The organism is Agrobacterium sp. 33MFTa1.1, assembly GCF_004328495.1.
GTDB classification, from domain to species: domain Bacteria; phylum Pseudomonadota; class Alphaproteobacteria; order Rhizobiales; family Rhizobiaceae; genus Agrobacterium; species Agrobacterium pusense.
Genome location: NZ_CP036358.1, coordinates 556,337 through 578,353 on the forward strand (window position 1 = coordinate 556,337; position 22,017 = coordinate 578,353).

Sequence of the window (22,017 nt, forward strand, 5' to 3'; positions counted from 1 at the left end):
CATTTCCAGGAAAAGTGGAATCCGGTTTTCCATCCGGAAATGCGACAAAACAAGAAGATCGGCTGGAGGAAAAGTCCATGAATACCGAAAGTTACGAGAAAATCCTGCGTGACCGGCAGCGCGAGCTTTATCGCCGCCTGCATAAGATCGAGGCCGACTTCGAAGAGCCGCGCAATCCTGATGACGATGACAGGGCCACCGAACGCAGCAATGACGAGGTGCTGGACGAGCTGGGGCAGGTGGGGCAGGATGAGTTGCGCGCTATCGACGCCGCCCTCGAGCGTATCGCCAAGGGCACTTTCGGCACCTGCGTCAAATGCGGAAGCGAGATTTCGGAGGATCGGTTGAAGGCTGTTCCCTATACGCCGTTCTGTCAGGAATGTGCTGCGGCGTTGTGAGGGCAGGGAAAGCGTGGCTGGGTCTCTTCCCCCCGCTGGGAAGAAGGTGGCCCGAAGGGCCGGACGAGGGGGCAAGCTCTCCGAACACATCTACCCTGCCGCCTCATCCCGCTGCCGCGGACTTCTCCCCGGCGGGGAGAAGAAACAAGTGTATGCCGCTCGCTCCACAGGCAATTGGTCTGGCCGCAGGGCAACCCAGGACCTCTCCTTTCGCAACAGCACCGAACGCAATTTGATCGCCATTAACCGGCTGCTGTCTTGTTCCTGTCTAATATTGTCTTCATGCTTTGGTGAAAGCACGCAGACAGGATTGGACTATGAGCGATTTGTGGCGGTTCGGACGCCAGTATGATTTTCACGAGATTGTCGCCGATGGCATCGTCCACGGGGTCGGTATCGTGCTGGCGCTTATCGGCGCCACGGCGCTGATTTTCTACGCGATGGTATGGGGTACGCTCAGCGCCATTGCAGCGGCGTGGATTTACGGCCTCGGTCTCGTCGTGTGCCTATCCGTCTCCTTCACCTATAATATCTGGCCGCACTCGAACGTGAAATGGTTCCTGCGCCGGCTGGATCACTCGGCGATCTTCATTCTCATCGCAGCCACCTATACGCCGTTTCTGATGCGGGGTATCCACGATCCCATGATCGCGGTCATGCTGGGGCTGATCTGGCTCGCTGCGATCTGCGGCATCCTTCTCAAATGCCTGTTTCCCGGCCGTTACGACCGGGTCGCCATCGGCCTTTATCTCGCCATGGGCTGGAGCGGCGTCATGGTGGTCGAGCCGCTGTCGTCGCATCTCGCGCCGGTCACGCTCTGGCTGATCGTCGCCGGCGGCGTCATATATTCGCTCGGCGTCATCTTCCATGTCTGGGAAAAGCTGCGCTTCCAGAATGCGATCTGGCACGGTTTTGTGGTCGCAGCCGCTGCGGTTCACTATTTTGCCGTGGTCACCGCCTTCAGCCTCGTTCCCCTGGCTTCGTGAAGATCGTGAGAGCGCGGCGCTGGACATGTCTCCGTCTCATCGCTTAAGGCTCGGCGCAGGCGCGGCAAAGCCGCGTATTCGCAAACCAGGCGGAGCTAAGAAAATGACCGTGGAACTTCGCGACGCGACCGTTGATGACCTCTCCGGCATCATGGAGATATACAATGACGCTGTCGTGAACACGACGGCGATCTGGAACGAGGTGGTGGTCGATCTCGACAATCGCAAGGACTGGTTCGCCGCCCGCAAGTCGCGCGGCTTTCCCGTCATCGTCGCGGTTCTGGACGGCGAGGTCGCGGGCTACGCTTCCTATGGTGACTGGCGCGCTTTTGACGGTTATCGCCATACCCGCGAACATTCCGTCTATGTGCATAAGGACGCCCGCGGCCACGGCATCGGCAAGAAACTGATGCAGGCGCTCATCGATCATGCCGCCGGCAACGACGTGCACGTACTGATCGCCGCCATCGAGTCGGAAAACACCGCTTCCATCCGCCTGCATGAAAGCCTCGGTTTCACGGTCGCGGGCCGGTTCTCGGAAGTCGGCACCAAGTTCGGGCGCTGGCTGGATCTGACGTGTATGGAACTGAAATTAGGTTAAGCCAAGAAGCTTAAGCCAAGAAGCTTAAGCCATCTTTTGACCGGTCGAGTGTCACGAGTCTCTTCTCCCCGAGGGGGAGAAGTCCGCGGCAGCGGGATGAGGGGCAAGCTCTCCGAATATCGCTAACGTAGCCCCCTCATCCGACCCTTCGGGCCACCTTCTCCCCGCCGGGGAGAAGAAATACGCGGTATGGCTCAGACCGGCTCGAACACCATCGAATGGCCGTTGATGCAATAACGCAGACCGGTGGGCGGCGGGCCATCGGGGAAGACGTGGCCGAGATGACCGCCGCAATTGGCGCAGCGGATTTCAGTGCGCACCATGCCATGGCTGGCGTCGCGATGTTCCGTCACTGCGCCGGGCTTCACCGGTTCGAAATAGCTTGGCCAGCCGCAGCCGGCGTCGAATTTCGTGTCGGAGAGGAACAGCGGCTCGTCGCACGCCGCACAGCGGTAGAGGCCTTTTTGGAATGTGTCCCAATACGGCCCGGTAAAGGCGCGCTCGGTGCCGTGCTCGCGCAGGATGCGATATTGCTCCGGCGTCAGCTGCTCACGCCATTCGGCATCGGTCTTCTTCACTTTTGGGGATGTCAGATCGCTCATGGAATGATCCTTTCTGTTCATGCCTCAGATAATCATCGCCATGGCGGATTGAAAGAGGACATATCCCATAACGACTCCGTTATGAAACGGGACGGGGTGTCGATTTGGGTTGAGAAGGCATTGCCTATGCCTTAACTGAAAAATCCGATTTGAAACAAGAACGCCAGCCATGGCGCGCAGGGGTGGGGGACACCCCGGGAGATATGAATGACGTCCGATGTCACGCCGATGACATTTCTGTCGCTATTTCTGCCGTTTCTCGCGGCGCTCGCCGCACCGGCGCTGGTGAAGAGATTCGGGCACAATGCCGCCTGGATACTGGCGATTGCGCCGGCGCTTTCCTTTGTCCATTTCGCACTGATGTTGCCGCAGGTGGCGGCTGGCGGCGTGGTGACGGGCGGTTATGCGTGGGTCCCAAGTTTCAATCTCAGCTTTTCCTGGTTCATCGACGGCCTGTCGCTCACCTTTGCGCTGCTGATCACCGGCATCGGCCTGCTGATCGTGCTTTATGCCGGCGGCTACATGAAGGGGCATCCGCAGCAGGGCCGATTCCTGTCTTTCCTGCTGCTGTTCATGGGCGCGATGCTGGGCGTCGTCGTCTCGGACAGTCTGCTGATGCTGTTCGTCTACTGGGAGCTGACCTCCATCACCTCCTTCCTGCTGATCGGTTTCGACCATGAACGTGCCGCCTCGCGCCGCGCCGCATTGCAGGCACTGGTGGTGACCGGCGGCGGCGGACTGCTGCTGCTTGCCGGGCTGATCTTCATCTGGGACATGAGCGGGATGACGCAGCTGTCGATGCTGGTGCGCAGCGGCGATATCCTGCGTGACAGCCCGTTTTATCTGGCCGCGCTGCTGCTGGTGCTCGGCGGTGCCTTCACCAAATCGGCGCAGTTTCCCTTTCATTTCTGGCTGCCCAACGCCATGGAGGCGCCTACCCCCGTTTCGGCCTATCTGCACTCCGCGACCATGGTGAAGGCCGGCGTCTATCTGCTGATGCGGCTTAATCCGGTTCTGGGCGATACCGCCGCCTGGCAGATACTGCTGCCCTTCTTCGGCGGGCTGACCATGCTCACCGGCGCGCTGCTTGCCATACGCCAGACCGATCTCAAGCTGATGCTCGCCTATACCACGGTGTCGTCGCTCGGCCTGCTGGTCATGCTGACGGGTTTCGGCTCCGACCATGCCATCGAGGCGGCGGTGCTCTATCTGGTGGCGCATTCCCTGTTCAAGGGCGCACTGTTCATGGTCGCCGGTATCATCGACCATGAGACCGGCACACGCGACGTGACGAAGCTTGGCGGCCTGCGAAGAGCCATGCCCGTCACCTTTGCGGCGGCGCTGGCGGCCGCGATTTCCATGGCCGGCCTGCCGCCCTTCTTTGGTTTTCTTGCCAAGGAAGAGATTTATTATGCGCTCGCGCATGGCAATCCGCGTGCCGTGCTGTTCACCGGCATTGCCATTCTCGGCAACGGGCTGATGTTTGCCGTCGCCTTTGCAGTGGCGCTGAAACCCTTTCTCGGCAAGCCGGTAAAGACCCCGAAACATGCACATGAAGGCCCGCTGCTGCTCTGGCTCGGCCCGGCGCTTCTGGCGCTGAAGGGGCTCACCATCGCTCTGTTCTCCGGCATCGCGCATTTCTACATCTCGACACCCATGGCAAGCGCCATTGCCGGTGAGGCGCGACCGGTGGAAATCTCGCTCATTCCGCATATCGGCGTGCCGCTCGGCCTGTCGCTGCTCACCATCGCACTCGGCATCGTCCTTTATACGCAGCTTTCCGCTGTCCGTGGCCTCATCGATCGCACCTTCAGGGCGCTGGGGGCAGGGCCGGACCGAGGCTTTGACGTCTTCATCGAAATGCTGGTGAAAATGTCGTTCCACATCACCCGGCTGATCCAGCCGGGCCGTCTCGAATTTTACGTTACCGCCACTTTCGCTGTCATCGCCGCCGTGCTGCTCGTGCCGCTGTTCCTCTATGGCGAATTGCCGTCCATGCCGTCATGGCCGCGGGATGCGCCGATCCATGAACTGACCTTCATCGCCATTGCCGTGGCGGGGCTCATCGCTGTGCTGACGGCCTCGAGCCGCCTGACGGCGATCATCGCGCTCGGCATCCAGGGCTTCGCGGTGGCAGTCATCTTCCTGCTGTTCGGCGCCCCGGACCTGTCCTTCACGCAGTTCATGGTGGAAACGCTGTCCGTCGTCATATTGACGCTGGTGATGACGCGGTTGCGCCTGTCGCCATCCGACCATCGCGGCCTTGGCCAGAAGCTCTTGGACAGCAGCATTGCAATTGCCTGCGGGACTGGCTTTGCGCTTTACCTGATGCGCGCGACGCAGGTGAGCTTCGACAATCGCCTGACCGATTTCTACAACAGCTATTCCAAGGTCATCGCCCATGGAGCGAACGTCGTCAACGTCATCATCGTCGATTTCCGCGGCACGGATACGCTGGGAGAAATCGCTGTCGTGATGATAACGGGCCTTGCCATCCTGGCGCTGATCCGTATCCGCCCTGCCGCGGTCAAGGAGCCGGCGAAAAGGTTCAAAAAGAAGGGAGCGCGGGCATGAACACGCTCATTCTGCGCACTGTGGCGCCCGTCGTCACCAGCCTGATGGTGCTGTTTTCCATCTTCGTCCTGCTGCGCGGCCATAACGAGCCGGGCGGCGGCTTCATCGGCGGCCTGATCGCGGTCTCGGCGCTGGCGATCTACGGCATCGCCTATGGCGTGGCGGCGGTGCGGCGCGCAATCTTCTTTCACCCGCTGGCGATTGCCGGGGCAGGGCTCCTGCTTTCGATGCTCTCCGGCCTCGTTTCCATTGTCGCCGGCGTGCCCTTCATGACCGGGCTTTGGGTCTACCCGAACCTCTTCGGCGTCGAACTGGCGCTCTCCACCGTCATGTCCTTCGATATCGGTGTCTATCTGGTCGTGGTCGGTGCCATCACATCCATTGCGCTGGCGCTGGAAGAAAGGGAAAGCGACTGATGGAAGCGATCTTCTCGATTCTCGTCGGCGTCTTCTTCTCGGTCGCGATCTACCTCATGCTGTCACGTCACAGCATCCGCGTGCTGCTGGGCATCGCCATTCTCGGCAATGCGGTCAACCTGCTGCTCTTCACGGCGGGGCGGCTCACCCGGGAGGTGCCGCCGATCATTCCGGCGGGCATGGACGCGTTGCCCGCAGGGGCTGCCAATCCGCTGCCGCAGGCGCTCATCCTGACGGCGATCGTGATTTCCTTTTCATTCTTCTGTTTCCTGCTGGTCCTGACATGGCGCGCGTTTCAGGAGTTGCAGACCGACGATACCGATGAAATGCGCACCGCAGAACCGGCAGGCGAGCCCCTGCCGCCGCTCGGTTATTGAGCGGCGAGGCTGAAACGACATGGCTTCATCCCCTACTTCCGCAGTTACCGATCTTTCCGCCGCGCTCGTCATGGCGCCCGTGCCGCTGCCGGACTGGCTGATCATTCTTCCGATCGCGCTGTGCATCGGCGTGGGCGCGGTGCTGATGATGATGCGCCACGCCATTCGCTACCATGCGTTGGTCGCCATCGCCGCGCTGGCCCTCCTCGTGGTTCTCGATGCCGCGCTCTTATGGAAGGTTGCCACGCAGGGGCCGTTCACCATGGTCATGGGCCGCTGGCTGCCGCCCTTCGGCATCGCCTTCACGGCCGATCTCACCGGCGCGTTGCTGTCACTCGCGGCCGCCATCGTCGCGCTGGCCGGCGCCATTCACGCCGGCAGCGATATTGACGCCAGCGGCAGACGTTACGGCTTCTATCCCTTCCTGATGCTGCTGATGGCCGGCGTTACCGGCGCGTTCCTGACCGGAGACATCTTCAACCTCTATGTCTGGTTCGAAGTGCTGCTGATCTCGTCCTTCGGCCTCATCGTGCTCGGCTCGACGCGGGAGCAGATCGACGGCGCGTTGAAATATGTCGTCCTGAACCTCATCGGCACGACGCTTTTCCTGATCACGGTGGGTTATCTCTACGCCATCTTCGGCACGCTCAACATGGCCGATATCGCGTTGAAGGCAAACGGACTGCGCGAAACCGCGCCGCTGATGACGCTTGCCAGCCTCTTCACGCTTGCCTTCGCCATGAAGGCGGCGGCTTTTCCGGTGAATTTCTGGCTTCCCGCTTCCTATCACACGCCGCGCATCGTCGTCTCCGCCCTGTTCGGTGGACTGCTAACCAAGGTCGGCATCTATTCGCTGCTGCGCGTCATGGTCATGCTGTTCCCGGTCGAGCGGGAGGAACTCAGCATCGTCATCGCCGCTTCCGCCGCGCTGACAATGGTGCTCGGCGCCATGGGTGCGCTCGCCCAGAACGATATTCGCCGGATGCTCGGCTATATCGTCATATCCGGCATCGGCTACATGATGGCGGGCATCGCCATCGGCACGCCGTCAGGCGTCTCGGGCGCGATCTTCTACGCGCTGCATTCCATGGTGCTGATGACGGCGCTCTACCTTGCCGCAGGCCACGCCGCTCGTCTCGGCGGCGGTTTCAGCCTCACCGTGCTTGGCGGCCTTTACCGGCAGGCTCCGTGGTTTTCGGCGCTTGCGCTCGCGCTGTTTTTCGCCGGTTCCGGCCTGCCGCCCTTTTCCGGCTTCTGGCCGAAGGCGGTCCTGGTCAAATCGGCGATCGATATCGGCGCATGGTGGCTGGCCGCCGCCATTCTCCTCTCCGGTTTCATCGCCACCATCGCCTTCGGACGGGTCTTCCTTCTATGTTTCTGGCGTCCGGCGGCAAAGCCATTGCCACAACCCGCCTTGCCCGCCGCGGCGCCCTCCGTCGCTCCGCTGGTCGCGCTGACGCTGCTGGTCGTGTTCTTCGGCCTGTTTCCCGAAAGCCTGCTTGATCTCAGCCAGGATGCCGCAGCCGGGCTCGGGAACCCGCAAGCCTATATCCATTCGGTCTTTCCAGAAGGAGGCAAGCCATGAGCCTCTATGTCGTGCAATTGCTGTTCGTGGCGGTATGGCTTGCGGTAACGGGCAGCCTGACGCTGGCAAACGTCATCTTCGCCCTCATCGTCTCCACGCTGGCGCTCTGGCTTATCCGCCACCAGCTTCCCGGCGGGCGCAATCACTGGCTGCGTCTTGGCCGCGTGTTGTCGCTGGTGCTGTTGTTCTTCAAGGAGCTTGCGCTTTCCGCCTGGAAGGTTGCCGTGATGGTGACACGCCCGAAACTGGACGTTCAACCCGGCATTTTTGCCTATCCGCTGACCGTAACCACGGATTTCGAAATCACGCTGCTCGCCAATCTCATCACGCTCACGCCCGGCACGCTTTCCGTCGATGTTTCCCCTGACAGAAAGGTGCTCTACGTGCACGCAATCGATTGCAGCGATATCGAAACCGCAAAAAACGACATTAAGAACGGCTTCGAAAAGAAGATCATGGAGGCGTTTCAGCAATGAATCCGGAACAGATAGTTTCATTTGCAAATATACTTGCGCTGGTTGTTCTCTCGGTGGCCTTTTTGCTGACAGTCTACCGCGTTGTCGTTGGTCCCACCTTGCCGGACCGTATCGTCGCGCTGGACATGCTGGTCGGCATCGCCATCGGCTTCATTGCGGTCATTGCCATCCGCACCGGCTTCAATCTCTATGTCGACATTGCCATTGCCCTTGGGCTCGTCGGTTTTCTGGCCACGGTGGCGTTCGCGCGCTTCGTGCTGTCGCGCGGACCGGATGGCGGGCGCGGCCCGAAAGGGGTTCTGGATGGCGCACGCCGGTCTGAATTCGCTCAGAACCCCTCGAAAATTCGGGTGAATAGCGGAAAAGAAAAGGGAAGGCGGTAATGGGTTGGATCGTTGCTATCCTGGTTGCGGCGCTGATGATCTCGGGTGCCGCCTTTTCACTGATCGCCGCAATCGGGCTCAATCGCCTGCCTGATGTTTACACCCGCATGCATGCCGCATCCAAGGCGGGGACGGTCGGCTCCGGCCTGCTGCTTCTGGCGGTGGGCATCCACTCTATGGATATATCGACGCTGGCTCGGGCGCTCGCCGGTTTCTTCTTTTTCGTTCTGACGGCGCCGGTTTCCGCGCATCTTCTTGCAATGGCTGCGCACAAGGCAGGTTATCCGCTTTCCGTTAAATCGGTAGTTGATGACCTCAAGAAAATTTGAAGTTGAATTACCCCCTAATAATAGGGGGTGCGCGTTTTCAATTACTACTAGGCATAGTATTTTATTACCCGTAATTTTTTGTATTCCGATTAGACTGTTTTGAACTAAAAAATTCACAGCAGGAATTTGACTTTTGCTGTTTTGCTGTTATCCAAATTAAGTGTAAAGTTGCTAATCGCGATTTGCATCTAGCCTCTTCATAGTCGGCATAGGCATTTTATTAATGTCTAATCTACGGGTCTCAGGACCATTGCTGCCCATGTCGCTGGTCATAAGTTGAATCTCGGACCAATACGTTTCCGGTTTTCGCTTGAAATCTAGGGGTAGATTTCACGTTGGTTTCAACAGGGCGAAGGTGGGGGCACCGGTAACTTCACATCGCTCGATGCGGCGTTCGCCCGCGTCAGGGGATCACTAACAGGAGATACTTAAATGACGGAAACTGCATACGGTAACGCCCAGGATCTGCTGGTCGAACTGACGGCGGATATTGTGGCTGCCTATGTTAGCAACCACGTCGTCCCGGTAACGGAGCTTCCCGGCCTTATTTCGGATGTTCACACGGCGCTCAGCGGAACGTCCGCGCCGGCATCGGTAGCGGTCAATGTTGAAAAGCAGAAGCCGGCCGTCTCTGTCCGCAAGTCGGTTCAGGACGATCACATCGTCTGTTTGGAATGCGGCGGCTCCTTCAAGTCGCTCAAGCGCCATCTCACGACGCATCACAGCATGACGCCGGAAGAATACCGCGAAAAATGGGACCTGCAGGTCGATTATCCGATGGTTGCGCCCGCCTATGCCGAAGCCCGCTCGCGGCTCGCCAAGGAAATGGGTCTCGGTCAGCGCCGCAAGGCCAACCGCTGATTTTCGAAGACAATCCGGCTTGCAGTGAAAGCCGGAAGTCGCAAGTTAATACGGCCGGTCCTTAGACCGGCCGATTTTGTTTTCGGGATTGAAGACCATGCCTTGGCGTGCGGTTCCGGAACGAAGCCGAGCATCATAAGGCCGCCATTAACGTCGTATCCGCGCCGTGAGAAACAACCCTTTCGCGATAGGGAACCTTATTGCGCTGCACGCCGGATGCTACGCGGCGAAAGCCTGCGGGCGCCGCTGCTTGCCATCATCCAGTCTCCAGGGAAAATCATCACCGGCCAGCCAGCGTGGAGATCGGCTTTTTTATCGTCTCGCGCAATATCGACTGAGGAAAAAAATCCTCAATTACGTCCATCACTTTCGAGAAAATCAAGCTATCTCAATGGCCTGAACTCCATCGCAAAATTTGCGCTTCCCCAAGTCTTTCCTCAGGTGTATGAATTAATTCCTATTCGTAGAGGAGTTGCATATGCCGTCGGATACCGTGTTTCTGCCTGCTGCCGCGCGGCCTTGCCTGCGGGTGCGTGATCGTCCCTTTCGTTCGTGGCCGTCTGCGGGCGGGCGGGATGACATTTCCCGTCTTTGCCGTCTGGTGCGGCAACTCACCGGGGAGATGGTGCGATTGACGGGTGAGCGAACGCCGGTGCGCCGCGATATCAGGCGCATGGAGTGCCACGTCCGCCAGATCGCCATGTATGTGTGCCATGTGCAGCTTGGCATTCCCATGTCGGATATCGGACCTTGCTTCGGCCGGGACAGGACGACGGTCGGCCATGCCTGCCAGGTGGTCGAGGACCGACGGGACGAGCCGGCATTTGACGAGTTTGTCGCCACGCTCGAGCGGCTTACCGGCAGTATCGTCAACGTGATGACAGGGGGCCGGGATGACTGAGACGAAACCCATGCCGGCTGCCTCCTCCGATCCTCATCTATTGCGGCTGCTGCGGTGCATCGCCGCCGGCGCAGCCGAGATGTCCCCGGAGGGGGGCGATATTGTGCTGCGCCGGGGGCGGGCAGGGCATCCCGCGCTACGGTTTCCGGCCGCGACGGTGCGGCTTGCCGTTTCGTCCGGGCTGGTCGAGCAGCGGGAAAACACCCTTCATGCGGCGCCGCCGCTCGCCTCCTACCTGAAACGCGCAATGGCAAAAGACCGCGACGAGATTTTTCAGGAGCAGCATCGGGATATGCAGACGGTTGTCGTGGATATCGGCGATGCGAAGCAGTCGGCCAGGCGTAACCTCAACACCTCGCAGCTGATCAGCCTTTCAAGGCTGAAGGAGCGTGACGGCGCGGCATTCTTTCCACCGGATGCGCTGGAGGCGGGGGAGCGGCTGGCCGCCGATTTTCATCGCGGCCACCTCAATCCCAGGGTGACGGCGACATGGGAACCCAGAACGGCGAGCCGCACAAAGGGTGAGGCGGGAGGCGCGCTCGAACTCACCGAGGCAGCAATGGCCGCAAGAACACGGTTTTCCCGCGCAGCCGAGGCGATGGGGCCTGAATTATCCGGCGTGGCTATCGATATCTGCTGTTTCGAAAAGGGACTGGAGACGGTGGAACGCGAGAGGCAATGGCCAGCGCGTTCGGCAAAATTGCTGCTGCGTGCCGCATTGCTGGCGCTGGCGCGCCACTACGCGCCGCCTGCAACCCGTGCAGGCAGGAAAGAACACCATTGGGGCGATGCTGATTATCGCCCATCGATGACGCGATAAATCTCAGGCGGTAAGCAGCCGGGCTTCCTCGCGGATACGCTTGATCATCGAGCGCAGGCCGTTGGCGCGCTGCGACGACAGATGTTCCACGAGCCCTATTTTGTCGAATACCTCGATCGCGTCGAGACCGGCGATTTCGGAGGCCCTTTTGCCGGAATAGACCGCAAGCACGATGGCGACGAGGCCGCGCACGATATGCGCATCCGAATCGCCCTCGAAGGTCAGGAGAGGGTCTTCGGCGCCGTCGCTATGGCTGACGAGCCAGACCTGGCTGGCGCACCCCTGAACCTTGTTTTCAGCCGTGCGCTTGTCTTCCGGCAGATCGGGCAGCGCCTTGCCGAGTTCGATGACATAACGATAGCGATCCTCCCAGTCATCGAGGAAAGCGAAGTCGTCAAGGATCGTTTCGAGAGAGGCCATTTGTGCGCCGTATCATCCGTTATTGCAGGTCTTCGTCACGATATAGGTGAAGTGCGGTCGGTTTTGAACCATAGCCCACGAAAAAGCCCACGGAAAACAGGTTCCGTGGGCAAGTTTGGCAGGCAGTGGCGGAAGGAAATCTCCATCCGCAATAAAGGCGGGCGCGGTGGCCGGCAGGATCAGGGAGCAGGGCGCTTCTGCGGCAGGGGAATGACGGTGCCGGTCTTCAGCATGTCGGCATCTGCGGGAAACTCGACGCTGACAACGGGTGCCGCTGCAAGCTTTTCGGCTTCTGCCGCAACGTCGGCAACATCGGCGGGCTTGTCCCCGGAGGCAAGCTGCTTGTCCAGCAGTTCATAGGCAACCTTTGCCCCTTCCTTTGCCCTTTCGCCCAGCGCATGGAAGGTTTCGGCGCCCTTGATGCAGACATCGGGCTTTTCGATGCAGATGGCGCTGACATAACGATAGGCCTCGCCGGCAGCCGAAACGGCGCTGGGAATATCGAAGGCCGAAGGTTCCTTGGCCGGATCGTTGCTGCTGCCGAAATAGGACAGCGCCACCAGTACCAGCGAAAACCAGAATGTTCCTTTGATCAGAAACCACATTGTCAGACACCCTGCCAGATGATCTTTGTTTTCGAAAGCCCCGCCCGGTTTCGGGTCATCGGCCTTTGTCCCGTTTTTCGGGCTTGTGAACAACCTACAGACGACCGGCGAACAGCCGATTGCAAAAAGCGGCGCAATTTAATTCAAATTGTATCTATTCTCCTCGGATCGGGACGGCGGCCATCAATTGACTCGCATTTTAACGGTCCATGTTAAGCATAATTGCGACAGAGGCCGCGCGTTCCGGGCGAAAGCGGCGAAAAGCTCTGCCGCAAAAGTTAACGCGATGGCAAAAATGAAGCGAAATCCGTCGCTTACCCGTCATTAACCATGATTGGCAAAGCTTCCTGGAAATGCCCCGTAATGGGACTGTCACGCATTTGACGGGCTTTTCAGCCCATTCTTTTTATCCATTCCTTAAGCCGCCGCCTTCTATTGTCGGAGCCGTTGGAACCGCCTTCAGGATTCGGGTTTGGTATTGCGTAATATGAGAGAAAAAGCGGTCGCACTGGTCGACCATGCAGCGGGCAGATGGCTTGCGCGCATGGAAGAGGACGCCGAAAGGCGCGCCGGGACCGTTGCGCGCCTGCGCTGGCTGATTGCCTTCAGCGCCGTCGGCCTTGTGGTTGTACCAGCCATTTTCAGCCTCGTCGTCAGCCCCGCCATCGCGCTGCCCATCGGTGCGGCCCTGGTGCTGGCGCTGTTTCTGGCCGCCGCCGCCCTGCTGATCGCCTTCTCCCATTCTGCGCACGGCGCATCCGCTCATTCGGTTTCCTCGGTGAACGACGATCTGATCGCGGCATCGCAGGTGCCGGGCCTGGTGCTGGTGATCGGTGAAACCGGCTTCGTCGAACACGTGTCCGGTCGCGATTGCGCGGCATTCCCGGCCGACCTTCAAGCCAGCAAAGGACATATCCTCGTTGAATATGTCTATGTCTCCGATCGTATCGAACTGATGCAGGCTTTCGACGTCCTGCGGCAGGGTGAGGACAGGGCAACCGCCGAACTCCGCTTCGAGACCGGTGCGAAATCGCGCCAGGCGCAATTCATGCACGCCCGTATCGAGATGACCGCCATTCGCGGCGCGACAGGTCGCCTGCGCCGCATCGTCGCCCAGCTCACCGATATTACCGAGATGGAGCGTCTGCGCCGCGATGTCGCCCGCAAGGCAGCCGAGGCGGAATCCGCCAATGACGCCAAGTCGCGTTTCCTCGCTGCCGTCAGCCATGAACTGCGCACGCCGCTCAATGCCGTCCTCGGTTTCTCCGATATTCTCGCCGGCGAATATTTCGGACGGCTGGAGAACGACCGTCAGCGGGAATATGTCGGCCTCATCCGCCAGTCTGGCGCCCATCTTCTGTCCGTCGTCAACACCATGCTCGATATGAGCAAGCTGGAAGCTGGCCGTTACGAGCTGATGATGGAAAGCTTCCCGATTGCGGAAACCATCTCGTCCTGCGAAGCGATGCTCGGCCTTCAGGCGAAAGAGAAGGGCCTGACCCTGACCAGCCGCATCCAGCGCGGCATCGGTGAAATCTCGGCCGATCAGCGCGCCATCCGTCAGGTTCTCATTAACCTCGCCGGCAATGCCATAAAATTCACCGATGCCGGTGGTGTGGTATCGATCGACGCTGCGCGCGAAGGCGCAATGCTGAAATTGACGGTGAGCGACACCGGCATCGGCATCGCGTCTGACAAGATTGAACTGCTGGGCCAGCCCTTCATGCAGGTTCAGAATGAATATACCCGTCGCTATGAAGGCACGGGTCTGGGATTGTCCCTGGTCAAGGGGCTCGTGGCTCTGCATGGCGGCACATTCGCCATCGCCAGCAAGCCCGGCGAGGGGACGGTCGTAACGATCACTTTGCCTGCCGATGGTTCCGGCATGGCGGGTGGCGGCGAAAGCGCTGACGCCGAAAGCATGGTGGAGTTCCCACCGCGCATACGGCAGCTTGGCGACATGGCGGCGAAAATGAGAAAGGACGGTGACGATGGCCCCGCGAAAGCGAAAATCGCCTAAGAAAACAACGGCCCAGATTGGCGCCGGGATTGTTTCCTTGGTGGTTTCGGCCATCGGGCGCGAAATCCTGCGCCATCCGAAACTGGTGGGCGGCTGCGGTGCCTTCGCGGTCGTCTTCGGTTTTGTCGCCGCCAATGCGCTCTGGTACCAGCCTGGTGTGCACCCGTCGCCCTTCCTGCGCACGCGCGATGCGGAAAACCCGAACGGCATCGCCGGTTATCGCCCGGCCGAACCACTCGGCACCCATGGTAACGTCACCACGTTCCGCATAGAGCGCCCGGCAGAAACGGAAACGGCACAGCAGCAGCCTGCGGCCGAAACGCCGGCGCAACCCATCGCCGAAAGCCAGAAACCGCAGCAGATCGTCGCCGACATTCAGGGCGAACTGAAGAAGCGCGGGCTTTATGAGGGCGAGGCGGACGGTCGCATGGGACCGAAGACGGCCGCCGCCATTATGTTCTTTGAAGAAACTCTCGGCATGGAACAGACCGGCGAGCCGACAAGCCGGGTGCTGGCGGCGCTCAGGATCGATGGCGCAACGGTTGCCGCGATCCCGAAGGACCGGCCTGCCGATAGCAGCGGCGGTGTCGAAATCGACCCCGTTGCCGCCGCCATTCGCAAGGCGGAAGCGCCGCATCCCAAGGCCGAACCGGTCTCCCTCAACAGCGCCGCGAAACCCGCAAGCCGCGATCTCATCGCCAAGATCCAGCAGGGGCTGATCAATATCGCCTATGCCGACGTGAAGGTGGACGGCGTGGCTGGCCAGCAGACCCGCAATGCCATCAGGGCGTTCGAAAAACACTACCGTCTGCCGGAAACCGGCGAGCCGAGTGAGGCCGTGCTGAAGAAGTTGAAGTCGATCGGGGCGCTTTGAGGCTTTGACGGCAGCGTGGGGCGTGTGTGGCTCTACCCCCCCTCTGCCCTGCCGGGCATCTCCCCCTCAAGGGGGAGATCGGCAGGAGGCGCTACCACCACATCATTCGCAAGTGTTGAGATGGGCGAGACTTATCCGCTTGCCGATCTCCCCCCTTGAGGGGGAGATGCCCGGCAGGGCAGAGGGGGGTAAAGCCACGCACACCTTCGTCAGCTTAAAAATCAACATCGAAACCCCACCCACCTAGGCAGCGCAAAAATCGAAAGCAAACCCATGCGCCTCAAATCCGAAATGTTCGTCTCAGCCCTCATCCGCCGCGTCTTTGCTGCCGGTGGATTTGCCGCTGTCGAAAAGAAGGGTGCGGAGGAGGCGGGGGCGATATTTGTCCGACAGAGGCTGCGTGACGGCCGCGAAAACCTCTACGGGCCCGCGCCGCAAAGTTTTGCCGATGATGAGGATATCCGAGCCGAGCGCCGTTTCGAAACGCGCCTTGCCGGTGCTGAAGGCGAAGAAAGCACAGCTCTTCTGGAAAGGGAGCGACGGTTCGACAGTGACCTGTGGGTTGTCGAAATAGAGACCGACGAAATCGGAACATTGCTGACGCTGGTGGACCCGCCCGGGGCCTAGTTCCAGCAGCCCCTTGTGCCTTGGCGTTTTCAGCCGAAGATGGCCTGCGCTGTCGAAAGCGCAGGGCCCTGTTATCCCTGCGTTCCCGTTCTCTGCGTGGCCGGGTTATTGCGGCCCGGCCGCTCGCGGCCATGGGTGTAGCTGTCGGCGCGCCGCCAGCTTTCCAGCCGCTCTTCGCATTCCACGGTGTTGAGACGGTCAAGCAGGGCTTCCGCCCGGCTCATATCGCCTTCTGCGGCGGAAAGGTGCGGATAGAAGCACTGCAAGACGAAGGCCGCCTCGGAAAATTCCATGCCGAGGCCGGTCAGCGTGGTGGCAAGCTGCGTGCCCGATATATCGAGCATGATGCGCTCCGACAGCCAGTAGCTGGAGGAGAGGGAATCTGCCAGCGCCACCGCGAACTGCCGCGCATTGCGTTCGCGGGCGAAACGCACCAGCAGCGCGTCCTGCACCTCGCTGAGGCGGCGAAGGCCGAGGACATCGCTTTCCGGGCGGTTGAGATGGCGCGCCATCTGCTTGATCCGCTGGCGCATTTCCTCTTCGAGCGCGGAAGCCGCGGCGATGTTGTCCGTCTTCACTTCCGCCTTAGGCGCTTCGATGCTCGCCGCTGCCGGCGGTTCAGTGGCAGGCGTTTCCTCTTGCGGTCGCTTGAGGTCTTCGATGTGCCGCAGGCCCACGAGCGCGTCGATGACGGTGGGGGAGAGGTCCTCCCGCCGGACGATGGCGCGTGCGTGGGCGGCCCCTTGCGTGCGGGCAATGGTGATGAGCGTGTCGTCGTCGAGGCACTTCGAGGCAATGAGGAAAGGAGCCGCAAGCGAAATCGGCTGGCAGGCAATGAAGAAGGCAACCGCGGAAGGCACGTTCGGGTGCTGCGAAAGGGCGGCAATTGCCTCCCGCTTGGCTTCATCGGTGGAGGCATTAAAAAGCGGCATGAAAAGTTCGGCGAATTGCCGGAGATCCGTTTTTGACGGAAGGGGAACATTCTCGAAATTCGTCACGGTGGCCATCAGCACCACATCTTTCTTCCTCACGGCTCTTGGCCTCTCAAGTTCTCGAAACCGGTCGGTCAACGCACTACCCAACAAACGCAAACACAATATCGGTTCAATTTAGAGCAAATCCGTTGACGTCCTGTTAACTATGGGTGCCACCAAGAGAGAAACCGCCAATATCAACAGGCAAATTTTAAAATCGTGTGGTGGGGAAAATGCCGCGGAACTTTGCGGCCTCGCCTTTGTTTTCAACGGGTGTGGCTCGGCAAAGGAGAAAACGCCACCCGGTCATTAGGGTTAACGGATCATTAACCTCTGTCTGTTTGTAATTTCATGGGCAGTATTAGGATTCCATGTTATTCTGAAATCCGGAATAAGAGCCGAACCGGCGTCTGATGCCTGAATGTCCGCATAGCCCAGCGTTAAAACCCGCGATGGTTTTCAGGGATATGCGAAAACCAGCCTGTGGGCTGGATTATGCGCAATGTGATGGTGATGAAATTCCCGACGCAAGACGAGGCTTGCGCGGTTCCCATGGGCAACATTGACTCCCGAAGAGGAGAAGAGCATGGCAGACATTATTCCACTTGTTGACGCCCGACGAAGCCTGCGTCCCGCAGGCGTGGTCAGCACGATGATCGGCCCCGCGAAAGTGGTTCTGTTCACCGGCGTTCGTTATGAGAAACGCGACAGCGAGCCGGCAGGCAAGGTTGCGCGCAAGGGCAAATCCGCACCGGAAACCGCCTTGAAATCCTGATTAATATAAATAAGCCGCCGTTATTTCCACGGCGTCGGCTGGCACTTTGCCTCGTTCAGGAACCGTTCCGCCTCTTCGCCGAAACTCGGCTGCGGTACGAGGGTCCTCAAAACCACATATCCTTCCGTCTGATCCGATTCCGCCAGAATTGCCTGTGAAAGCGCGGGCGGTTGCGCCTTGCGGATGGCGGCGATCTGCACCGCATCTGCCACCAGAATATCCATGACGCCGGCGGCGGATGTGCGGTCATTCATGCTGAACACCTCGTTCGAGGCCTTGTCGTAAACCGCCACGGACCAGAAGGGCACGGCCCCGATGGCGGTCAGCCGGATCGGCTGTTCCTCAATATTGAAGGTGCATACGGCCACCCGCATGAAGGGATCGCCGCTGCCCAGCGTCTTTTTTTCCGTCGTTTCTTCAAGCAGATGGAACAGGTGCGGTTTTCCTTCCGCCACTGCCCGCGTATAGGCGTCGCGATTGCTGAAGTGCGGTATCGCCAGGAGAATGATGACGTGCAGCACGGCCGCGCCGACGAGACCGGTGACGATGGCGAGCAGGACCCTAAGCATTGCCACACCCCAGCTTGCGGATCTGCGGCATGGAAATGTCGATCAGGCCGGAACTGCCGGCCACAGGCGTGTCGAGCAGGGTCAGGACGAGCTTGAAGGTCTGTCCCTGAGGCACCGCGAGCCAGTTATAGGTCTGGGCATCCGGAGCAATGGTGATGTCTATGCCGCCATCGGCGCTGCGCAGAAGCGTGCGGGAATTGAGTGCGAATGGCCGTCCGGCATCCTCAGCCAGCACATTGCCCTGTTGATCGGCGGTGTAAAGCGTCCAGAAACGTGCTGGTGGCACAGCCCCGGCCAGCCGGTAGCGGCATTCGCCGCTCAGGCGCTGGCCCTCGCTGTCGACGGACGCGGTGAAGGCCAGCCCCTCCGCCGTTCCGTAAAGCAGCTTGCCGGCGTCAGCGCGGTGCGACTTGGCATAAGGATCGGCCTCGATCGTCTGCGCTTCCGGAAACGCGTCCCAGGAACCGATGCGGATCGAACCGAAACCGGAGGTCGCTTCAAGCGCCGCGAGCGTTGCGGCAATACCGCCGCCAAAGGCGATCAGAAGGGCGATGCCGACAAGGAATGGAACTCGGAACACGCTGTTTTCCCGTTTATGAACAGGTCGAGGACTATCACTGATTCCCTGTTTGGAAAATGGCGCGGCTTGTTTAGTCCTCGTGAAAGTGACTGGAGCGCGAAATTCCTGGACTATGCGCCCATGACGAGCTTGAAGGCGATGGCCCACATGGTGATGGCGATGACGCCTTCGAGGATGCGCCAGGCGGAAGGTTTTTCGAAGATCGGTCGCAGCCAGCGCGCTCCGTAGCCCAGCGAAAAGAAGAACAGCAGCGAGCCGGTGGCCGCCCCTGCGGCAAAGGTCTTTTCAAAGCCGGGAAACTGCGTGGAAATCGTGCCGAGCAGCACGACCGTGTCGAGATAGACATGCGGATTGAGGAAGGTGAGGGCCAGGCAGATGGCCAGCGTCTGCCACAGGCTCGCTTCCCGTCGCTCGGCCACTGACAGCGCTTCCGACGAACGCAAAGCCGAGTGCAGGCTTTTGGCACCATACCAGATGAGGAAGGCGGCGCCGGCATAACGCATGATGGGATCAAGCGCCGGCATGATGGCGCTGATCCGCTGGAAACCGAACACGCCGACGGTAATGAGCAGCGCATCCGATATCGCACAGGTGGCGCAGACGGCAAACACATGCGAGCGCGCCAGCCCCTGTTTCAGCACAAAGGCATTCTGCGCGCCGATGGCGACGATGAGACTGAGGCCCATGGTGAGGCCGGTAAAGAAGATCTGGATGTCCACGCCCGCTACCGCTTTTTGTCGAAATGATATGAAGCAGGGCTTGGATATTTCCCCATGACGGATTAATCAAATTAAACGATCTCAGTCAGGATAAGAACTACTAATGCTGGACTATCCCGCAATGCGCGCTGCGGCGCTGGTTGTTCAGACCGGCAGCTTTGAAAAGGCGGCGCAGGCACTGCATGTCACGCCATCGGCTGTTTCCCAGCGTATCAAGCAACTGGAGGAGCGGCTGGGCGTGGTGTTGATCGTGCGCGGTAACCCCTGCGTTGCAACGGAAAAGGGTGAGTGGCTCTGCCGTCACATGGATCACGTCGGCATGCTGGAAAGCGAATTGTTCCGCCAGCTACCGGCCTTGGCGGAAGCGGGAGCGGCGCAGGAGCGGGTGACGCTCAACATCGCCACCAATGCCGACAGCCTGGGCACATGGTTTCTGGATGCGGTGTCGAAATTCACCGGTAGCAGCGATTATCTCGTTAATATCGCCGTCGACGATCAGGATCACACGGTGGAATGGCTGCGCGCGGGCAGGGTGCTCGCCGCCGTGACCGCCCATGACAAGCCGGTGCAGGGGTGCCGGGTCACGCCGCTCGGTGTACTCAGATATCACGCGACCGCCAGCCCGGATTTCATGACCCGCCATTTTGCCGAAGGAGTAACATCAGCGACGCTCGCCTGCGCGCCGGGCTTGACCTTCAACCAGAAGGACCGGCTGCAGGCGAGCTGGGTAAGGGAGGTGCTGGGTGAAGACATTGCCTACCCGACGCACTGGTTGCCTTCGACCGATGGATTTGTGAAGGCGAGCCTTGCCGGCATGGGCTGGGGGCTCAATCCGGTTCAATTGGTGGGGGAGCATTTGCAGGCAGGGCGGCTGATGGAGGTCGTTCCCGGCACGCCGCTCGATATCCCGCTCTATTGGCAGGTCAACCGGCTTGCGGCGGAAAGGCTGGCGGGGTTGACAGATATGGTGGTGGGGACGGCTAGGGCGAGGTTGTTGGTGTGAGGCATCGCGGAGCGTGGAGCTTGCGGCTTACCCCCTCTGTCCTGCCGGACATCTCCCCCTCAAGGGGGGAGATCGGTATGCGGCAAGGTTTGGCCTATCTCAACGTTAGAGAATGAAGTGGCGATGTCGCGTCTTGCCGATCTCCCCCCTTGAGGGGGAGATGTCCGGCAGGACAGAGGGGGGTAAGCCGCAAGCTCCGACAGAAAACTTCAGTTGTTTCGCACCGGCTTCACCGCCTCGCCCTCACTGCTTCCCCGCCTGTTCCATCAAATAACGCGCCACAGCCTCATAAGCCGGTAACGATGTCGCGTCGTTGGCGGCGTTGCTCGCGACGGGGTGCGAGGAAAAGCGGGCAATAACCATTTCGGCGGCGGGATCGACATAGATCGCCTGGCCGTGCACCCCACGCGCCATGAAAGCGCCGTTGGCATTGTGGGTGATCCACCACATGGCGCGATAGCTCCAACCCTGCAGCGCCGGATATCCGCCTTTTGCGAAAACCGCCTTGTCGCCGCCTTGACGGATGGCGTCGATCGCCTTTTGGGGAATGAGCCGCTCGCCGCCCATCGTACCGCCGTCCAGTAGCAGCTGGCCGATGCGCGCCATGTCGCGCAGGCCGGCATTCAGCCCGCCGCCGGCAAAAGGCGTGCCGGTGGAATCGACGGTGTAATAGGCGTCCTGTTCGGCGCCCATCCGGCTCCAGATGCGCTCGGAAAGCAGCTTTGCCACCGATTTTCCCGAGGCGCGGGCAATGATCCAGCCAAGCGCATCGCTGTTGATCGTCTTGTACCCGAAGGCGGAACCGTGTTCTCCCTGCTTCACCACCGTCTTCAGATAATCGAAATAGCTGCGAGGGCCTTCGTAACCCTCGGGCTTGGGAAGCGGATTGCCAGCGGCGGAATATATCCATACGTCGGCATTGGGATCGGCGTAGTCCTCGCTGTAACGCAGGCCGGTCGTCATATCCAGCACCTGCCGGATCGTCGCATCGCCGAACGCGCTTTTTTCAAGTTCGGGAACAACGGTCGCGACTTTGGCATTCTCGTCCAGCGTCCCTTCGGCAACCAGCATCTCGCCCAGAAGCCCGGTCAGCGATTTCGTTACCGACATCGCCCCGTGCTGCCCCGTATCGTTGAGGCAGCCGGAGTAGCGCTCATAGACAAGCACTCCCTTGTGCAGCACGACGATGCCATCGGTATAGTTGGCCGAAAGCGATTGCAGCCAGGTCATGTCCTGCTCACCGCCGGTCGGGCGGAAGGTCACGGCGTCGATGGCGGGGTCGGGCTTGCGCTCAAGGGCCGCTGGCGCGCCGAGCCCACGGCTGACATTGACCGTCGGCATCAGCTGGCGGAAGTGACACACTGTCCAGCGCAATTTCGGAAAGTTGAAATAGTCGCTGTCCGAAAAGCGGATGATCTCGTCTTCCGGCGGCGGAAAGCCCTGCATCCAGCCGAGCTTCAGCGGGTCCGACTGCTCGGCTGAAAGCGGCGCGGCTTGCTGACTGGCAGCGGCATAGGGGTAAGCCAGAACAGGCACCATGGC

Annotated in this window: 26 protein-coding genes; 18 read left to right on the top strand and 8 right to left on the bottom strand. The window is 60.2% G+C overall.

Going from position 1 to position 22,017, the window contains the following annotated elements; genetic code table 11:
* Positions 1–77 precede the first annotated feature (77 nt).
* The 3 genes from EYD00_RS02825 (at position 78) to EYD00_RS02835 (ending at position 1,985) form a co-directional block, all read left to right on the top strand.
* Positions 78–398 (top strand): TraR/DksA family transcriptional regulator, encoded by a 321-nt coding sequence (locus EYD00_RS02825; protein WP_004440625.1) that lies wholly within the window; start codon positions 78–80, stop codon positions 396–398.
* A gap of 317 nt (positions 399–715) precedes the next feature.
* Positions 716–1,384: a PAQR family membrane homeostasis protein TrhA gene (gene trhA / locus EYD00_RS02830; RefSeq protein WP_004440627.1), complete on the top strand. Its 669-nt coding sequence runs from the start codon at positions 716–718 to the stop codon at positions 1,382–1,384.
* Positions 1,385–1,487: 103 nt separating this feature from the next.
* A complete protein-coding gene (locus tag EYD00_RS02835; RefSeq protein ID WP_004440629.1) occupies positions 1,488–1,985 on the top strand; it encodes a GNAT family N-acetyltransferase in 498 nt (165 codons plus the stop codon).
* Between the two features lie 194 nt (positions 1,986–2,179).
* Here the strand turns inward: EYD00_RS02835 and msrB are convergent, their stop codons facing one another.
* Positions 2,180–2,587 (bottom strand): peptide-methionine (R)-S-oxide reductase MsrB, encoded by a 408-nt coding sequence (msrB, locus tag EYD00_RS02840; RefSeq protein WP_004440632.1) that lies wholly within the window; start codon positions 2,585–2,587, stop codon positions 2,180–2,182.
* A 207-nt stretch (positions 2,588–2,794) separates the two neighbouring features.
* Between msrB and EYD00_RS02845 the strand changes: the two genes are divergently transcribed.
* The 10 genes from EYD00_RS02845 (at position 2,795) to EYD00_RS02890 (ending at position 11,309) form a co-directional block, all read left to right on the top strand.
* Positions 2,795–5,161: a putative monovalent cation/H+ antiporter subunit A gene (locus tag EYD00_RS02845; RefSeq protein ID WP_004440634.1), complete on the top strand. Its 2,367-nt coding sequence runs from the start codon at positions 2,795–2,797 to the stop codon at positions 5,159–5,161.
* A complete protein-coding gene (locus EYD00_RS02850) occupies positions 5,158–5,577 on the top strand; it encodes a Na(+)/H(+) antiporter subunit B (protein WP_004440637.1) in 420 nt (139 codons plus the stop codon). The genes EYD00_RS02845 and EYD00_RS02850 overlap by 4 nt, the downstream gene beginning before the upstream one ends.
* Positions 5,577–5,954: a Na+/H+ antiporter subunit C gene (locus tag EYD00_RS02855; RefSeq protein ID WP_004440640.1), complete on the top strand. Its 378-nt coding sequence runs from the start codon at positions 5,577–5,579 to the stop codon at positions 5,952–5,954. The genes EYD00_RS02850 and EYD00_RS02855 overlap by 1 nt, the downstream gene beginning before the upstream one ends.
* 19 nt (positions 5,955–5,973) lie before the next feature.
* Complete coding sequence (locus EYD00_RS02860; protein ID WP_004440644.1) at positions 5,974–7,539, top strand: Na+/H+ antiporter subunit D; 1,566 nt, start codon at positions 5,974–5,976, stop codon at positions 7,537–7,539.
* Positions 7,536–8,015, top strand: a complete 480-nt coding sequence (locus EYD00_RS02865) for a Na+/H+ antiporter subunit E (protein ID WP_004440647.1) — start codon at positions 7,536–7,538, stop codon at positions 8,013–8,015. Before EYD00_RS02860 ends, EYD00_RS02865 begins: the two co-directional genes overlap by 4 nt.
* Complete coding sequence (locus tag EYD00_RS02870; RefSeq protein ID WP_004440650.1) at positions 8,012–8,398, top strand: cation:proton antiporter; 387 nt, start codon at positions 8,012–8,014, stop codon at positions 8,396–8,398. The genes EYD00_RS02865 and EYD00_RS02870 overlap by 4 nt, the downstream gene beginning before the upstream one ends.
* Positions 8,398–8,727, top strand: coding sequence for a monovalent cation/H(+) antiporter subunit G (mnhG, locus tag EYD00_RS02875; RefSeq protein ID WP_004440653.1), 330 nt, complete (start codon positions 8,398–8,400; stop codon positions 8,725–8,727). The genes EYD00_RS02870 and mnhG overlap by 1 nt, the downstream gene beginning before the upstream one ends.
* Before the next feature lie 432 nt (positions 8,728–9,159).
* A complete protein-coding gene (gene ros / locus EYD00_RS02880) occupies positions 9,160–9,588 on the top strand; it encodes a MucR family transcriptional regulator Ros (RefSeq protein ID WP_004440665.1) in 429 nt (142 codons plus the stop codon).
* 478 nt (positions 9,589–10,066) lie between these two features.
* On the top strand, positions 10,067–10,489 hold the full coding sequence (locus EYD00_RS02885) for a helix-turn-helix domain-containing protein (RefSeq protein WP_004440668.1): 423 nt from the start codon (positions 10,067–10,069) through the stop codon (positions 10,487–10,489).
* Positions 10,482–11,309, top strand: coding sequence for a DUF6456 domain-containing protein (locus EYD00_RS02890; protein ID WP_004440671.1), 828 nt, complete (start codon positions 10,482–10,484; stop codon positions 11,307–11,309). Before EYD00_RS02885 ends, EYD00_RS02890 begins: the two co-directional genes overlap by 8 nt.
* A gap of 3 nt (positions 11,310–11,312) precedes the next feature.
* On the opposite strand, the gene EYD00_RS02895 is transcribed toward EYD00_RS02890, so the two are convergent.
* Positions 11,313–11,729 carry a SufE family protein gene (locus EYD00_RS02895; protein WP_004440673.1) on the bottom strand — a complete coding sequence of 139 codons (417 nt, stop codon included), beginning with the start codon at positions 11,727–11,729 and terminating at the stop codon, positions 11,313–11,315.
* A 179-nt stretch (positions 11,730–11,908) separates the two neighbouring features.
* Entirely contained in the window at positions 11,909–12,334 is a 426-nt protein-coding gene (locus EYD00_RS02900) for a DUF5330 domain-containing protein (protein WP_004440675.1), read from the bottom strand.
* A gap of 487 nt (positions 12,335–12,821) precedes the next feature.
* On the opposite strand from EYD00_RS02900, the gene EYD00_RS02905 reads away from it, so the two are divergent.
* The 3 genes from EYD00_RS02905 to EYD00_RS02915 all read left to right on the top strand — a co-directional run bounded on the left by EYD00_RS02905 (position 12,822) and on the right by EYD00_RS02915 (position 15,855).
* Positions 12,822–14,354 (top strand): sensor histidine kinase, encoded by a 1,533-nt coding sequence (locus tag EYD00_RS02905; protein ID WP_006700070.1) that lies wholly within the window; start codon positions 12,822–12,824, stop codon positions 14,352–14,354.
* Positions 14,326–15,228 carry a peptidoglycan-binding domain-containing protein gene (locus EYD00_RS02910; protein WP_004440677.1) on the top strand — a complete coding sequence of 301 codons (903 nt, stop codon included), beginning with the start codon at positions 14,326–14,328 and terminating at the stop codon, positions 15,226–15,228. The genes EYD00_RS02905 and EYD00_RS02910 overlap by 29 nt, the downstream gene beginning before the upstream one ends.
* A gap of 273 nt (positions 15,229–15,501) precedes the next feature.
* Positions 15,502–15,855, top strand: coding sequence for a DUF1491 family protein (locus EYD00_RS02915; protein ID WP_004440678.1), 354 nt, complete (start codon positions 15,502–15,504; stop codon positions 15,853–15,855).
* Positions 15,856–15,926: 71 nt separating this feature from the next.
* On the opposite strand, the gene EYD00_RS02920 is transcribed toward EYD00_RS02915, so the two are convergent.
* The gene (locus EYD00_RS02920; RefSeq protein WP_210277022.1) at positions 15,927–16,862 is read right to left on the bottom strand and encodes a DUF2336 domain-containing protein; all 936 of its coding nucleotides are present in this window, start codon (positions 16,860–16,862) and stop codon (positions 15,927–15,929) included.
* Between the two features lie 553 nt (positions 16,863–17,415).
* Between EYD00_RS02920 and EYD00_RS02925 the strand changes: the two genes are divergently transcribed.
* Positions 17,416–17,604 carry a hypothetical protein gene (locus EYD00_RS02925; RefSeq protein ID WP_004440680.1) on the top strand — a complete coding sequence of 63 codons (189 nt, stop codon included), beginning with the start codon at positions 17,416–17,418 and terminating at the stop codon, positions 17,602–17,604.
* A gap of 20 nt (positions 17,605–17,624) precedes the next feature.
* Here EYD00_RS02925 and EYD00_RS02930 read toward each other — a convergent pair whose 3' ends face one another.
* From EYD00_RS02930 to EYD00_RS02940, 3 genes are all read right to left on the bottom strand, one after another.
* Positions 17,625–18,173, bottom strand: a complete 549-nt coding sequence (locus EYD00_RS02930) for a DUF1254 domain-containing protein (RefSeq protein ID WP_004440682.1) — start codon at positions 18,171–18,173, stop codon at positions 17,625–17,627.
* Complete coding sequence (locus tag EYD00_RS02935) at positions 18,166–18,753, bottom strand: DUF1214 domain-containing protein (RefSeq protein WP_004440683.1); 588 nt, start codon at positions 18,751–18,753, stop codon at positions 18,166–18,168. The genes EYD00_RS02930 and EYD00_RS02935 overlap by 8 nt, the downstream gene beginning before the upstream one ends.
* Before the next feature lie 110 nt (positions 18,754–18,863).
* The gene (locus EYD00_RS02940) at positions 18,864–19,472 is read right to left on the bottom strand and encodes a LysE/ArgO family amino acid transporter (RefSeq protein WP_004440685.1); all 609 of its coding nucleotides are present in this window, start codon (positions 19,470–19,472) and stop codon (positions 18,864–18,866) included.
* 103 nt (positions 19,473–19,575) lie between these two features.
* Here EYD00_RS02940 and EYD00_RS02945 point away from each other — a divergent pair, with 103 nt between their 5' ends.
* On the top strand, positions 19,576–20,475 hold the full coding sequence (locus EYD00_RS02945; RefSeq protein WP_004440687.1) for a LysR family transcriptional regulator ArgP: 900 nt from the start codon (positions 19,576–19,578) through the stop codon (positions 20,473–20,475).
* A gap of 243 nt (positions 20,476–20,718) precedes the next feature.
* Here EYD00_RS02945 and EYD00_RS02955 read toward each other — a convergent pair whose 3' ends face one another.
* Positions 20,719–22,014 carry a serine hydrolase domain-containing protein gene (locus EYD00_RS02955; RefSeq protein ID WP_051674143.1) on the bottom strand — a complete coding sequence of 432 codons (1,296 nt, stop codon included), beginning with the start codon at positions 22,012–22,014 and terminating at the stop codon, positions 20,719–20,721.
* Between the last annotated feature and the right edge of the window lie 3 nt (positions 22,015–22,017).

Bases quoted from the DNA above. Each gene is read 5' to 3' on its own strand.
- EYD00_RS02895 (WP_004440673.1), bottom strand. From the start codon at position 11,729: ATGGCCTCTCTCGAAACGATCCTTGACGACTTCGCTTTCCTCGATGAC.
- EYD00_RS02855 (WP_004440640.1), top strand. From the start codon at position 5,577: ATGGAAGCGATCTTCTCGATTCTCGTCGGCGTCTTCTTCTCGGTCGCG.
- EYD00_RS02860 (WP_004440644.1), top strand. From the start codon at position 5,974: ATGGCTTCATCCCCTACTTCCGCAGTTACCGATCTTTCCGCCGCGCTC.
- EYD00_RS02825 (WP_004440625.1), top strand. From the start codon at position 78: ATGAATACCGAAAGTTACGAGAAAATCCTGCGTGACCGGCAGCGCGAG.
- EYD00_RS02885 (WP_004440668.1), top strand. From the start codon at position 10,067: ATGCCGTCGGATACCGTGTTTCTGCCTGCTGCCGCGCGGCCTTGCCTG.
- EYD00_RS02865 (WP_004440647.1), top strand. From the start codon at position 7,536: ATGAGCCTCTATGTCGTGCAATTGCTGTTCGTGGCGGTATGGCTTGCG.
- EYD00_RS02945 (WP_004440687.1), top strand. From the start codon at position 19,576: ATGCTGGACTATCCCGCAATGCGCGCTGCGGCGCTGGTTGTTCAGACC.
- EYD00_RS02835 (WP_004440629.1), top strand. From the start codon at position 1,488: ATGACCGTGGAACTTCGCGACGCGACCGTTGATGACCTCTCCGGCATC.
- msrB (WP_004440632.1), bottom strand. From the start codon at position 2,587: ATGAGCGATCTGACATCCCCAAAAGTGAAGAAGACCGATGCCGAATGG.
- EYD00_RS02925 (WP_004440680.1), top strand. From the start codon at position 17,416: ATGGCAGACATTATTCCACTTGTTGACGCCCGACGAAGCCTGCGTCCC.
- EYD00_RS02930 (WP_004440682.1), bottom strand. From the start codon at position 18,173: ATGCTTAGGGTCCTGCTCGCCATCGTCACCGGTCTCGTCGGCGCGGCC.
- EYD00_RS02910 (WP_004440677.1), top strand. From the start codon at position 14,326: ATGGCCCCGCGAAAGCGAAAATCGCCTAAGAAAACAACGGCCCAGATT.
- mnhG (WP_004440653.1), top strand. From the start codon at position 8,398: ATGGGTTGGATCGTTGCTATCCTGGTTGCGGCGCTGATGATCTCGGGT.
- EYD00_RS02845 (WP_004440634.1), top strand. From the start codon at position 2,795: ATGACGTCCGATGTCACGCCGATGACATTTCTGTCGCTATTTCTGCCG.
- EYD00_RS02915 (WP_004440678.1), top strand. From the start codon at position 15,502: ATGCGCCTCAAATCCGAAATGTTCGTCTCAGCCCTCATCCGCCGCGTC.
- EYD00_RS02920 (WP_210277022.1), bottom strand. From the start codon at position 16,862: ATGGCCACCGTGACGAATTTCGAGAATGTTCCCCTTCCGTCAAAAACG.
- EYD00_RS02905 (WP_006700070.1), top strand. From the start codon at position 12,822: ATGAGAGAAAAAGCGGTCGCACTGGTCGACCATGCAGCGGGCAGATGG.
- EYD00_RS02900 (WP_004440675.1), bottom strand. From the start codon at position 12,334: ATGTGGTTTCTGATCAAAGGAACATTCTGGTTTTCGCTGGTACTGGTG.
- trhA (WP_004440627.1), top strand. From the start codon at position 716: ATGAGCGATTTGTGGCGGTTCGGACGCCAGTATGATTTTCACGAGATT.
- EYD00_RS02870 (WP_004440650.1), top strand. From the start codon at position 8,012: ATGAATCCGGAACAGATAGTTTCATTTGCAAATATACTTGCGCTGGTT.
- EYD00_RS02850 (WP_004440637.1), top strand. From the start codon at position 5,158: ATGAACACGCTCATTCTGCGCACTGTGGCGCCCGTCGTCACCAGCCTG.
- ros (WP_004440665.1), top strand. From the start codon at position 9,160: ATGACGGAAACTGCATACGGTAACGCCCAGGATCTGCTGGTCGAACTG.
- EYD00_RS02955 (WP_051674143.1), bottom strand. From the start codon at position 22,014: ATGGTGCCTGTTCTGGCTTACCCCTATGCCGCTGCCAGTCAGCAAGCC.
- EYD00_RS02890 (WP_004440671.1), top strand. From the start codon at position 10,482: ATGACTGAGACGAAACCCATGCCGGCTGCCTCCTCCGATCCTCATCTA.